The sequence below is a fragment of the Streptomyces sp. NPDC057654 genome (assembly GCF_042800135.1).
GTDB lineage: Bacteria > Actinomycetota > Actinomycetes > Streptomycetales > Streptomycetaceae > Streptomyces.
The window spans coordinates 1-13,105 of the sequence record NZ_JBHVHQ010000150.1 but is presented as its reverse complement, the minus strand read 5'-3'; the positions used below and the strand labels follow the sequence as shown (position 1 = coordinate 13,105).

The 13,105-nt window shown below is 69.9% G+C and carries 8 protein-coding genes; 5 read left to right on the top strand and 3 right to left on the bottom strand.

Translation table 11 applies throughout. The annotated features are described in order from the left end of the window. From ACFU99_RS14555 to ACFU99_RS14545, 3 genes are all read left to right on the top strand, one after another. The coding region (locus ACFU99_RS14555; RefSeq protein WP_384390867.1) for a CaiB/BaiF CoA transferase family protein at positions 1-966 on the top strand (966 nt) is incomplete at its 5' end. Between the two features lie 167 nt (positions 967-1,133). Next, on the top strand, positions 1,134-2,348 hold the full coding sequence (locus tag ACFU99_RS14550; RefSeq protein ID WP_384390864.1) for an acetyl-CoA C-acetyltransferase: 1,215 nt from the start codon (positions 1,134-1,136) through the stop codon (positions 2,346-2,348). A gap of 39 nt (positions 2,349-2,387) precedes the next feature. Then, positions 2,388-4,562: a 3-hydroxyacyl-CoA dehydrogenase NAD-binding domain-containing protein gene (locus ACFU99_RS14545; RefSeq protein ID WP_384390861.1), complete on the top strand. Its 2,175-nt coding sequence runs from the start codon at positions 2,388-2,390 to the stop codon at positions 4,560-4,562. Between the two features lie 67 nt (positions 4,563-4,629). On the opposite strand, the gene ACFU99_RS14540 is transcribed toward ACFU99_RS14545, so the two are convergent. Next, positions 4,630-5,697 (bottom strand): acyltransferase family protein, encoded by a 1,068-nt coding sequence (locus tag ACFU99_RS14540; RefSeq protein ID WP_384390858.1) that lies wholly within the window; start codon positions 5,695-5,697, stop codon positions 4,630-4,632. Positions 5,698-6,319: 622 nt separating this feature from the next. Next, positions 6,320-7,042 (bottom strand): MerR family transcriptional regulator, encoded by a 723-nt coding sequence (locus ACFU99_RS14535; protein WP_384390856.1) that lies wholly within the window; start codon positions 7,040-7,042, stop codon positions 6,320-6,322. A 297-nt stretch (positions 7,043-7,339) separates the two neighbouring features. Here ACFU99_RS14535 and ACFU99_RS14530 point away from each other — a divergent pair, with 297 nt between their 5' ends. Next, a complete protein-coding gene (locus ACFU99_RS14530) occupies positions 7,340-8,812 on the top strand; it encodes an amino acid permease (protein WP_384390853.1) in 1,473 nt (490 codons plus the stop codon). 641 nt (positions 8,813-9,453) lie between these two features. On the opposite strand, the gene ACFU99_RS14525 is transcribed toward ACFU99_RS14530, so the two are convergent. Continuing rightward, on the bottom strand, positions 9,454-10,956 hold the full coding sequence (locus ACFU99_RS14525) for a M1 family metallopeptidase (RefSeq protein ID WP_384390851.1): 1,503 nt from the start codon (positions 10,954-10,956) through the stop codon (positions 9,454-9,456). Positions 10,957-11,140: 184 nt separating this feature from the next. On the opposite strand from ACFU99_RS14525, the gene ACFU99_RS14520 reads away from it, so the two are divergent. Then, on the top strand, positions 11,141-13,048 hold the full coding sequence (locus tag ACFU99_RS14520; RefSeq protein WP_384390848.1) for a Xaa-Pro dipeptidyl-peptidase: 1,908 nt from the start codon (positions 11,141-11,143) through the stop codon (positions 13,046-13,048). Positions 13,049-13,105: the final 57 nt, after the last annotated feature.

Genomic DNA, 13,105 nt, shown 5'->3' with positions numbered 1-13,105 from the left:
GCCTACGACATCACCAACCGCAACAAGCGCTCCGTCGTCCTCGACCTCAAGACGGCGGACGGCACCCAGGCCGCGCTCCAACTCGCCCAGCGCGCCGACGTGTTCATCGAGGGCTACCGGCCCGGAGTCGCCGAACGGCTCGGCGTCGGCCCCGAGGACTGCCTCGCCCGCAACCCCCGGCTCGTCTACGGCCGGATGACCGGCTGGGGCCAGCAGGGCCCCCTCTCCGAAACCGCCGGCCACGACATCGGCTATATCGCCATCACCGGCGCCCTCGGCATGATCGGCCCCGCGGACGGGCCCCCGGCCGTCCCCGCCAACCTCGTCGGGGACTACGCGGGCGGCTCCCTCTACCTCGTCATCGGCGTGCTCGCGGCGCTCCAGCACGCCCGCACCACCGGCGAGGGCCAGGTCGTGGACGCCGCCATCGTCGACGGCACCGCCCACCTCACCGCGATGATCCACGGCATGCTGGCGGCCGGCGGCTGGCAGGACCGCCGCGGCGCCAACCTGCTGGACGGCGGGGCGCCGTTCTACGGCACGTACGAGACCGCCGACGGCGGATACATGGCGGTCGGCGCGCTGGAGAAGCGCTTCTACGCCGAGTTCATGGAGCTCCTCGGCCTCGCCGACCAGGCGCCCGCCCGCGACGACCTCGCCCGCTGGGCCGAGCTGCGCACCACCGTCGCCGAACGGTTCCGAGCCCGTACGCGCGCGGAGTGGGCCGCCGTCTTCGCCGGTTCGGACGCGTGCGTCGCCCCGGTGCTCTCGCTGCGCGAGGCCCCCGACCATCCGCATCTCGCGGCCCGCGGCACCTTCGTCGACCACGGCGGCATCACCCAGCCCGCGCCCGCGCCGCGCTTCTCGGCCACGCCGGGCAGCGTGCGCAGGCCGCCCGCCCAGCCCGGCGCGGACACGGCCGACGTGGCCCGCGACTGGGGACTGCCGGATCTCGACCGGTCTTGATCGGTCTTGATCGGCGGGGGCCTGGCCGTACGGGCCGCCCGCGCGTGGTGCGACGGCCGGATCCGGACGATCCGCGGTGGCACCACCGTGATCATGAAGGAGAGCACCGGCCGGTTCCCGATCCCCGAGCCTCCCTGACCCTCATCCCTCCCGAAAGGCCCGAGACCTTGAGCACCGAAGCGTACGTATACGACGCGATCCGCACCCCGCGCGGCCGCGGCAAGGCCAATGGCGCGCTGCACGGCACCAAGCCCGTCGATCTGGTCGTCGGCCTCATCCATGAGCTGCGCCGCCGCTTCCCCGGCCTCGATCCGGCCGCCATCGACGACATCGTGCTGGGCGTCGTCAGCCCGGTCGGCGACCAGGGCTCCGACATCGCGCGGATCTCCGCCATCGCCGCCGGGCTGCCCGACACCGTCGCGGGCGTACAGGAGAACCGCTTCTGCGCCTCCGGCCTGGAAGCCGTCAACATGGCCGCCGCCAAGGTCCGTTCCGGCTGGGAGGATCTGGTGCTGGCGGGCGGCGTCGAGTCGATGTCGCGCGTGCCGATGGCCTCCGACGGCGGCGCCTGGTTCGCGGACCCCATGACCGGGTTCGCCACGGACTTCGTGCCGCAGGGGATCAGCGCCGACCTCATCGCCACCATCGAGGGGTTCTCCCGGCACGACGTCGACTCCTTCGCGGCGCTGTCCCAGGAGCGTGCCGCGGCAGCCTGGAAGGACGGCAGGTTCGACCGCTCGGTCGTGCCCGTACGGGACCGCAACGGCCTCCTCGTCCTCGACCGGGACGAGCACATCAGGCCCGGCACCACGGCCGAGTCGCTGGCGGGGCTCAAGCCGTCGTTCGCGGCGATCGGGGACGCGGGCGGCTTCGACGCCGTCGCGTTGCAGAAGTACCACTGGGTCGAGCGGATCGACCACGTCCACCACGCGGGCAACTCCTCCGGCATCGTGGACGGCGCGGCCCTTGTCGCGATCGGCAGCCAGGAGGTCGGCGAGCGGTACGGGCTGGCGCCCCGCGCCCGTATCGTCTCCGCGGCCGTCTCCGGCACCGAGCCCACCATCATGCTCACCGGGCCCGCGCCCGCCACCCGTAAGGCGCTGGCCAAGGCCGGTCTGACCATCGACGACATCGACCTCGTCGAGATCAACGAGGCCTTCGCGGCCGTGGTGCTGCGTTTCGCGCGCGAGATGGGGCTGCCGCTCGACAAGATCAACGTCAACGGGGGCGCGATCGCCATGGGCCACCCGCTCGGCGCGACCGGCGCGATGATCCTCGGCACGCTCGTCGACGAGCTGGAGCGGCAGGACAAGCGGTACGGCCTCATCACGCTCTGCGTCGGCGGCGGCATGGGCGTCGCCACCGTCATCGAGCGCCTGTAAGCGCCCGCCCGCACCCGAACCTCTTACGGAGACCGTGACATGAGCCAGAGCAGCACCATCCGCTGGGACCAGGACGGCGACGGCGTCGTCACCCTGACCCTGGACGATCCCGCGCAGTCCGCCAACACCATGAACGCGGCGTTCCAGGAGTCCCTGCACGCCGTCGCCGACCGGCTGGAGGCCGAGCGGGAGACCGTGCGCGGCATCGTCTTCACCTCGGCCAAGAAGACCTTCTTCGCGGGCGGCGACCTGCGCGAGCTGATCGCCGTCACACCTGACGAGGCGCAGCGGACGTTCGACGGGAGCATGCGCGTCAAGCACGACCTGCGGCGCATCGAGACGCTCGGCGTCCCGGTCGTCGCGGCCATCAACGGGGCGGCCCTCGGCGGCGGTTACGAGATCGCGCTCGCCTGCCATCACCGGGTGGCGCTCGACGCGCCGGGCTCCAAGATCGGGCTGCCGGAGGTCACCCTCGGGCTGCTGCCCGCCAGTGGCGGCGTCGCGCGCACCGTACGGCTTCTGGGCATCGCTGACGCGCTGCTCAAGGTGTTGCTCCAGGGGACGCAGTACGCGCCCCGGCGCGCGCTGGAGGCCGGGCTGATCCACGAGGTGGCGGCCACCCCGGAGGAACTGCTCGCCAAGGCGCGCGCCTTCATCGCCGCCCACCCCGAGTCGCGCCAGCCCTGGGACGTCAAGGGGTACAAGATCCCCGGCGGCACGCCGTCGAACCCGCGCCTCGCCGCGAACCTTCCGGCGTTCCCCGCCAATCTGCGCAAGCAGACCGGCGGCGCGCCGTACCCCGCGCCGCGCAACATCCTGGCCGCCGCCGTCGAGGGCTCCCAGGTCGACTTCGAGACCGCGCAGACCATCGAGGCCCGCTACTTCGTGGACCTGGTCACCGGCCAGACCGCCAAGAACATGATCCAGGCGTTCTTCTTCGACCTCCAGGCCGTCAACTCCGGCCGCAGCCGCCCGGCCGGCCCCGCGCCGCGTACGGTCCGCAAGGTCGCCGTGCTGGGCGCCGGGATGATGGGTGCGGGCATCGCCTACTCCTGCGCCCGCGCGGGCATCGAGGTCGTACTGAAGGACGTCACCCCCGAGGCCGCGGCCAAGGGCAAGGCGTACTCCGAGAAGCTGCTCGCCAAGGCGCTCGCCCGCGGCCGTACGACGGAGGCGAAGCGCGACGCGCACCTCGCTCGCATCACGCCGACCGCCGATCCGCAGGATCTCGCCGGGTGCGACGCCGTCATCGAGGCCGTCTTCGAGGACGCCGCCCTCAAGCACAAGGTCTTCCAGGAGATCCAGCACATCGTCGAGCCCGACGCGCTGCTGTGCTCCAACACCTCCACGCTGCCCATCACCGGCCTCGCCGAGGGCGTCGAGCGGCAGCGCGACTTCGTCGGCCTGCACTTCTTCTCGCCCGTCGACAAGATGCCGCTCGTCGAGATCATCAAGGGCGGCCGGACCGGGGACGAGGCACTGGCGCGCGCCTTCGACCTGGTGCGGCAGATCCGCAAGACCCCGGTGGTCGTCCACGACTCCCGGGGCTTCTTCACCTCACGTGTCATCGGCCAGTTCATCAACGAGGGCGTCGCGATGATCGGCGAGGGCGCCGACCCCGCCTCGGTGGAACAGGCCGCGGCCCAGGCCGGCTACCCCGCCAAGGTCCTCTCCCTGATGGACGAGCTGACCCTCACCCTGCCGCGCAAGATCCGCGACGCGACCCGGCGCGCGGTGGAGGAGGCGGGCGGGACCTGGACCGAGCACCCCGCCGACGCCGTCGTCGACCGCATGGTCGAGGAGTTCGGCAGGCCCGGCCGCAGCGGCGGCGCGGGCTTCTACGACTACGCCGACGGCAGGCGCACGGGCCTCTGGCCGGGCCTGCGCGAACACTTCTCCCGCCCCGGCGCGGCCCCGATCCCCTTCGAGGACATGAAGGAGCGGATGCTGTTCTCCGAAGCGCTCGACTCCGTCCGCTGCCTGGAGGAGAACGTCCTCACCTCGGTCGCCGACGCCAACATCGGCTCCATCCTCGGCATCGGCTTCCCCGGCTGGACCGGCGGTGTACTCCAGTACATCAACGGCTACCCGGGCGGCCTCCCCGGCTTCATCACCCGCACCCGCCAACTCCAGCAAACCTACGGCGACCGCTTCGCCCCACCGGCCCTGCTGCTCGCGAAGGCGGAGGCGGGGGAGCGGTTCACGGACGAGTGAACGAACGAACCGGACGGTGCCTCGGCGTAGGCCGCTCTTCGACCAGCGGCCTACGCAAGGGCGTGGTTCAGGCGGGCTGTGGGTGGCGGCGGCGGGGGAGGAGGAGTTTTACGCAGGGTTTCTCCACGTAGGCGTGGAGGACGACGGCGCCTGCCAAGGAGATCGCGAAGGCCAGGGAGCCCTGGGCCAATGGTGACAGGGGGCGGGGGGCGAAGAAGTAGTTGAGGCCGAATATGACCATTTCATGAGTGAGGTAGAAGGCGAAGGAAATCTCCCCCAGGTACACCAGGACGCGGTGGCGGAGGAGGGATGGTTTGCCTCTGACGTCGTTGCGGGCCAATGCGGCTATAAGGAAGGTGTAAGGAATCACGGTGCACGCGTTCCAGTGGAATATGTAGGGAACGTCGAGCGCCACCACGAAGACGGCTATGCCGGAGAGTACGAGGCTGACGATCGTTCCGGGGCCGCGCCAGTGGCCGCCCTTTACGAGGAAGGCGAGGACGATGCCGATCGCGAACTCGATCAGGCGTACGGGCGGCAGCATGTAGATGAAGTACTTCGAGTTCCAGCCCGTCGCGCCTTCCACGAAGTTCGTCAGGAACGGGATCAGGATGACGGCGACGTTGCAGACGATCAGCGTGGTCCACAGGCCGCGGACGGAGAGGCGGCGGAGCAGCGGGACCAGGAACGGAAAGCTGAAGTAGAAGAAGAACTCGCAGCTCAGCGACCAGGAAACGCCGTTGAAGCCGAACCACCAGTCACCGCGGTTCGGTATCCACGACTGGATCAGGGTCAGGTTTCCCAGGGCTATGGACGAGATCAGCGGCTTCCCCTCCCACACCAGCAGCAGCGCGGCCACAAGGAACGTCACGGCGTGGCTGGGGTAGATGCGGGCGAACCGCCGCCTCCAGAAGCTGCCCGGTTTGTCGCCGATGCGGGCCGACCAGACCAGTACGAACCCGGACAGGATGAAGAACAGCGAGACCGCGGAGGGGCCCGCCAGAGTGATCTTCTTCAGCAGCTCGGCCCGGTGCGCCGAGGTGGTGTAGTCCGACTCGTGGGCGAAGTGGTAGCAGAAGATGAGCAGCGCGGCGTACCAGCGCAGACCCGTGAGCGAATCCAGTCGCGTCTTCACGACCGCCGGCGCAATGGGCCTGCTCGGGGCGGTGTCGGTTATCGGGGGCATCGGTGGTCCAGGGTGAAGGGAGGAACGCGGGCGGGCCGTTCCTCCGCGCTGCTGTGGCGACAGAGGTGGAGCGAGGGGAGAGCGGGCCGTCATCAGCCGGCACTGAAGAGGACGGGTGTACCGGCTGTTGCGTCACAGGTCCGCGCCCACTTATTGCGGGAGCGCTCCCGCGGCGCCGCCGGCCGTGCTCGATTCGCCGGCGCCGGAGTCGACGCCGCGTGTCAGGAGAGCTCGGAGACCCGCCGGGGCGGGCGAGAACGGAAGCCGGTCCGGGCCGGGGCGCGCTGCGGCTTGTGACGTGAATGCCGCGCGCACGGCGTATCGACGGAAGTTCCTTCCCGGTGGCATGCGGACACGGCAAGAGCCGCGTGCTGTCTGCAGAATAGTGCGCAACACGTGAAGGAATCTACATCGCACGTCCGCGAATAACCGAAGCGGTGCCTTCTTCAAAGACTCGGCAAAGGGTCTTCCATGCATGCAACCTCGACGTCATTTCCGCACGTAGGGCCGCGAAGTCACCGACCGGAAATGGGGATTTCCCGTTTCCGTATTGACCCTCCGCTTACTCCGCTTACTCCTCCGCGTACGTCGCGCCGAGTTCCTCTTTCAGCGACCTCTGGAAGGCCGTCACGAGCGCCTGCACCACCAGCGGCTGCATATGCGCCGACAGCGACTTCATCGCCGCCACCTGCTCGGCGTCCGGCTCCCGCTCCCGGTACGGGCCCCACACCTCGTCATGGAAGAGCCGCGTCAACTCGCGCGCCGCCGAGCGCGTGTGCTGGAGCAGGACCGTACGGGCCGCCAGGATCGTCTCCAGGGCGATCGGTACGTCCAGCAGCCGCACCCCGAGGTGCAGCAGCCCCGGATCGACCTGGAACACGTCCGGGTCCTCGGTCCGCACCAGCACGGTCATCGCCGCGAGGCGGTCCAGGTCCTGCCCGGTCAGCTCGCGCCCCACCCGCCGCTCCAACTGGCGCAGCGTCGCCTCCTCCGCCTGGTCGGGCACCCAGGCGGCGACCAGTGCGCGGTGGATGGCGAGGTCATGGGCGCTGAGGTCCGGCGGCAGCTGCCGCAGATAGCGCTCGATGGCGGCCAGCGTCATGCCCTGGTGCTGCAACTCCTCGATGAGCGCGAGCCGGGAGAGGTGGTCCGGACCGTAGCGGCCGATGCGGCGGGGGCCGATCTCGGGCGGGGGCAGGAGTCCGCGCGTGCTGTAGAAACGGATGGTGCGGACCGTGACGCCCGCGCGGGCGGCCAGCTCATCGACGGTGAGGTCGGTCGCGGACTCGTGCATGTTGAACAGTATTGCTGTCTCACCGGAGTTGTGAAAGACAGTGCACCCGAGAGCGCGCAGGCCGCGGCGGGTCCGGGCATGCACCGCGGCGTTCCCCGCGCTTGAGCCCTCCTTGAGGTTCCGCGCATCCGATTCTCGACATATGCCCGCAACCCAACGAGCGAGCCGCCGCAGTGTGATCCAGCACACAGACAGGTGCGCGGCCGTGGGGGGAGGGTGTGCCGCTGACCCGCCCCGTGAGACGCGCGGGGCACGGGTGACAGCACGACATCACCTGACCGAAGGCGAGACACCACTGTGCGCACCGAAACCGTCCAGGACGAGACGCCACCACCTCCGGACGGGGGAGGCGCGCCGCCGGTCGATGCCGGGGACGCCGGATACAGCAAAGGGCTCAAGCACCGCCATGTGAACATGATCGCGATCGGCGGCGCGATAGGCACCGGGCTCTTCCTCGGCGCCGGCGGCCGGCTCGCCTCCGCCGGGCCCGCGCTGGCCATCGCGTACGCCGTCTGCGGCCTGTTCGCCTTCTTCGTCGTGCGCGCCCTCGGCGAGATGGTCGTACACCGCCCGTCCTCCGGCTCGTTCGTCAGCTACGCGCGTGAATTCCTCGGCGAGAAGGGCGCGTACGTCGCCGGCTGGATGTACTTCCTCAACTGGTCGACGACCGGTATCGCCGACGTCACCGCCATCGCGCTCTACACCCACTACTGGTCCATGTTCACCAGCATCCCGCAGTGGGTCATGGCGCTCATCGCGCTCGCCGTCGTGCTCTCCGTCAACCTCATCTCGGTGAAGATCTTCGGCGAGTTGGAGTTCTGGTTCTCGATCATCAAGGTCGCGGCGCTCGTCGCCTTCATGTGCATCGGCATCTTCCTGCTGGCCACCAGCCACAAGGTCGGCGGGCACACCCCGGGACTCAGCGTCATCAGCGACAACGGCGGCATCTTCCCGGCCGGTCTGCTCCCGGTCGTCGTCGTGCTGCAAGGCGTCGTCTTCGCCTACTCCGCCGTCGAGATGGTCGGCGTGACCGCCGGCGAGACCAATGATCCGAAGCGGATCGTTCCCAAGGCCGTGCGCTCCATCATGTGGCGCGTCGGCGTCTTCTACGTCGGCTCGGTCGTCCTGCTCGCCCTCCTGATGCCGTGGAAGGGCTACTCCGCGAACGAGAGCCCGTTCGTGACCGTCCTGTCGAACGTCGGCGTCCCCGCGGCCGGTGACGTGATGAACCTCGTCGTGCTGACCGCGGCCATGTCCAGCCTCAACTCCGGTCTGTACTCCACCGGGCGCATCCTGCGCTCCATGGCGATGTCCGGATCGGCTCCGAAGTTCACCGGTCTGATGAACCGTCATCAGGTGCCGTACGGCGGCATCCTGCTCACGTCGTGCGTCGGCGTGCTCGGCGTCGGCCTCAACTACTGGCTGCCGAAAGACGCGTTCGAGATCGTCATCAACATCGCCGCGCTCGGCGTCGTCAGCGCCTGGTGCATGATCATGCTCTGCCACCTGGCGTTCGTGCGGCAGTCCCGGCGGGGTCTGTTGGAGCGCCCCAAGTTCCGCCTTCCCGGCACGCCGGTGACCGACATCGTGACCATCGCCTTCCTGCTGGGCGTGATCGTGCTCATGTGGTACGACGGCGGCGTCGGGCGGCGCACGGTGATGATCATTCCGATCCTCGCCGCCGGTCTGGTCGCCGGCTGGTTCGCCACGAGGGGCCGTGTGGCCCAGGCGGCGGCCGAACGCAAGCGTCTGGCCGACGGCGAGGGCTGACGGTTTGAGGCGGCCTCTCCGCCGGGTTGGGGGCGGGCGCGCCGGGTGCGGTGCCGGGTCGGGGGCGGGGCGGTGGGGGCCCTCCGGGGCTGCACGATTTACGGGCCCGTGCTGGATGTTGCCTCAGGTGCCCTCATCTTGGGCCCGCAAATCACGCTTTACGCCTCCTCCGGGCCCCCACCGCCCCGCCCCCTCCCGCCCGTACGCCTCTGCGGCCCGGTTCCTCTTCCGGTCGCCACCTGTCGCCATCTGACTGGGCGGTGGGGTGGCCCGGAGCTCCGGCCACGGTCCAGGGCCTCGCCCGCCCCGCCGGCCGTCCACCGGGGCGAGCGGTGAGCGGCAGGTGCCCAGCTGAACGGGTTGTGCCGAGCCGAACCGCGCCGAGCCGAACCCTGCCCGGTCCTGCCTGGCCCTGCCGGGGCTGGTGGTCCACCGGCCGTTCGACGGCGACGAGAGGGGAGGGGCCGGGGCCGTAGGGGTGGGGTCCGGAACGCTGACGTGTATTTGTGGGCCGGAGTGCTGGGTGACTCGGCGGTTCCGGGTTTGCGGCCCGTAAATATGCGGTGGAGGACCCCACCCCGTAGGACCCGGCCCCGCACCCACAACACGCCCGTACCCGTACACCCCGGCCCACACCACCGTCAGCGCGCCGAGTGCACGCTCCGCGCCGCCTGGATCTTCTTCCAGGACTTGGGCTCCGCGGGCTTCCCGTGTGCCGTCCGCGCCGTGAGGCCCGCCTTCGCGGCAGTCGGCGGAGCCGGACGCTCCGTGCTGAACAGCCACGTGTCGAAGAGCGAAGCGAGCGGCTTCCCGGAGACCTTCTCCGCGAACTTCACGAAGTCCTGCACCGAGGCGTTGCCGTACTGGTGCGCCGCCGGCCAGCCCTTGAGAATGGCGAAGAACGCCTTGTCGCCGACCTTGTTGCGCAGCGCCTGAAGCGCAATGGCCCCCCGGTCGTAGACCGCGGCGTCGAACTGCTTGTCCGCGCCCGGATCGCCCGGCTTCACCTTCCAGAACGGGTCATCCGCCGGGTACTGCGCATACGTGTAGTCGGCGAGCTCCTGCGCGGTGCCCTCGCCCTCCTTCTCCGACCACAGCCACTGCGCGTAGCTGGCGAACCCCTCGTTGACCCAGATGTCCCGCCAGTTCTTCACGGAGACGCTGTCCCCGTACCACTGGTGGGCCAGCTCGTGCACGACCACCGACACATTGGCGCCCTTGGCGAACTGCGCGGGGCTGTAGAACGGCCGGGTCTGGGTCTCCAGGGCGAAGTGCGAGGGCACGTTCGGCACGTACCCGCCGACCGCGTCGAAGGGGTACGGGCCGAAGACCGAGCTCAGCCAGTCGACGACCTCGGCGCTCCGCTCGACGCTGGCCTTCGCGGCGCCGCCGTTCGCCCCGAGGTCCTTGCTGTAGGCGTTGATGACGGGCAGCCCACTGGCCGTGGTGTCGGTGGTGACGTCGAACTTGCCGACGGCGAGCGTGGCCAGGTAGGAGGCCTGCGGCTTGCTGGAGCGCCAGTTGTAGCGGGTCCAGCCGAACTTGGAGCTCTTCGACTGGAGCGTGCCGTTGCTGATCGCCTGCGTGCCGTCCGGCACGGACACGGACACGTCGTACGTGGCCTTGTCGCGCGGGTGGTCGTTGCTGGGGAACCACCACCACGCCGACTCGGGCTCCTGGGCGGCGATCCCGCCGTCAGGGGTCCGCTGCCACGACGTGCTGCCGTTGACCTTGACCTTGGAGGGGACGCCGCGGTAGCGGACGACCACGCTGATTTCCTTGCCGGAGTCGAGCGCAGCGCTTGGCGTGATCTCCAGCTCATGGGCGCCGGAGCGGGCGAACTTGGCCTTCTTCCCGTTCACCAGGACCTCGCTCACATCGAGCGCGAAGTCGAGGTTGAAGCGGGAGAGCGCCTGCGTGGTGGTGGCGATCAGCGTCGCCGTGCCCTGGAGCTCGTCCGTCTTCGGCTGGTACTTCAGCCGCAGGTCGTAGTGGGAGACGTGGTAGCCGCCGTTGCCGGAATCCGGGTAATAGGGGTCTCCGATGCCCGGCGCGCCCGGCGACGCGCCGGCGGCCGAGGCCGGGATCGCCAGCAGCAGACCTGCGACGGCGGCAGCGCTCGGGACGATGAGTCTGTGACGCACGAGTCCTCCAACTCGTTGGGGAGAACGATCTTTCGAAGCCTATGTACTCACCGGGGCCGGACGTTGTCCATGGCGCGTCATGTCATATGACCGACATCCCGCTGACATCAACAGCCTTTCCAGCCCCGTGGGCCAACCGTTCGCCCCCTTCTGCACAGGAGTTCACTCGCGCTACGGTCCCGCCGTGTCCCTACGCGCGCGGCAACCCCGCATCCCGTGGAAATCCCTCGTCCTGGCGGCCGTGGCCGCCGTACTGGCCGTACTCCTCGCACCGGGAGCCGCGAACGCGGCGCAGACCGGTTCAGGCGGGGAGAGCAGACCCGTCTACTCCTACGCGCACGCGATACGCGAGTCCGTATGGGTGGATACCGGGATCGACGGCGACTCGAACGGCAAGAGCGACCGGGTCGCCGTCGACATCGTCCGGCCCCGAGAAGCGGCCCAGAACGGCGACAAAGTTCCTGTGATCATGGATGCCAGCCCCTACTACTCCTGCTGCGGACGCGGCAACGAGAGCCAGAAGAAAACCTACGACGCCCAGGGCAAACCGGTCCTCTTCCCGCTCTACTACGACAACTACTTCGTGCCGCGCGGCTACGCGACCGTCCTGGTCGACCTCGCCGGAACCAACCGCTCCGACGGCTGCGTGGACATCGGCGGCCGCTCCGACGTCCAGTCCGCCAAGGCCGTCGTCGACTGGCTGAACGGGCGGGCCCGCGGCTACCGCGACCGTACGGGCACGGCGACGGTCGACGCGGACTGGACCAGCGGCGCCGTCGGCATGATCGGCAAGAGTTACGACGGCACCGTCGCCAACGGCGTCGCCGCGACCGGAGTGAAGGGCCTCAAGACGATCGTGCCGATCGGCGGCATCAGCTCCTGGTACGACTACTACTTCGCCAAGGGCGCGGCCCTCTACGACGGCGGCCCCGACGGGCTCTCCAACAGCATCGAGAGCCCCGAGGCGCGCGCCCGCTGCCAGGCCGTGCAGCGCAAGCTCGTCGAAGGCGCGCCCCGCAACGGGAACTTCACGAAGCTGTGGGAAGAGCGCGACTACGTGCCGGACGCCGACAAGGTGCGCGCGAGCGTCTTCGTCGTGCACGGCATGCAGGACCTGAACGTGCGCACCAAGCACTTCGGCCAGTGGTGGGACGCGCTCGCGGAGAACGGCGTCGAGCGAAAAATTTGGCTGTCGCAGACCGGTCACGTGGACCCGTTCGACTTCCGCCGCGCGGAGTGGACCGACACGCTGCACCGCTGGTTCGACCACTACCTCCTGGGCTACCGCAACGGCGTCGAGCACGAGCCGATGGCCGATATCGAGCGCCACCCCGACCAGTGGAGCACCGACCGGCAGTGGCCGCCGCAGGGCACGTCCGCCACCACGCTCCGCCCGGTGAACGGCCCGGCCGCGGGCGTCGGCACGCTCGGCGTCAAGCCCGCGCCGGCCGGTTCCACCGCCTCGTTCACGGACGACCCGAAGCTGGACGAGGACGCCTGGGCGGCGGACATCGACCGGTCGACTCCGTCGAAGACGGGGTTCATCACCCCGGCGCTCACCCGCGACCTGCGCGTGTCCGGCTCGTCCACAGTGGATTTGAAGGTCACCCCGTCCACCACGTCGGCCCATCTCTCGGCGGTCCTCGTCGACCTCGGCCCCGACACCATCCGGAACTACGCGGGCGCGGGCGAGGGGATCACCACGCTCGCCGACCGCACCTGCTGGGGCAGCAGCACGGCCGGGGACAGCTCCTGCTACAAGCGGACCGTCGCCGACACCAAGCAGACGGGCCACACGGTCTTCAGCCGGGGCTGGGCGGATCTCGGCCACTACGCCGACCTCTGGCACGGGGAGCGGCTGACGCCCGGGAAGTCCTACCGCATCAGCCTCGACCTCGCCGCGAGCGACCATGTCGTCCCGGCGGGCCACCGGCTGGCCCTGATCGTGGCCGGCACCGACAAGGGGCTCATCGAGCCCGCCGACACCACCCCGAAGGTGACGGTCGACCTCGCCGGCAGCGCCGCCCGCGTGCCGGTGGTCGGCGGCTACCCGGCCTTCCTGCGTGCCACATCGGGCGGTCACCGCTCGTAGGACGCCCTCGCGTCGCCGATGAAGGAGCGGCCGCGCTGTCCGGGGCGTACCCCGGAC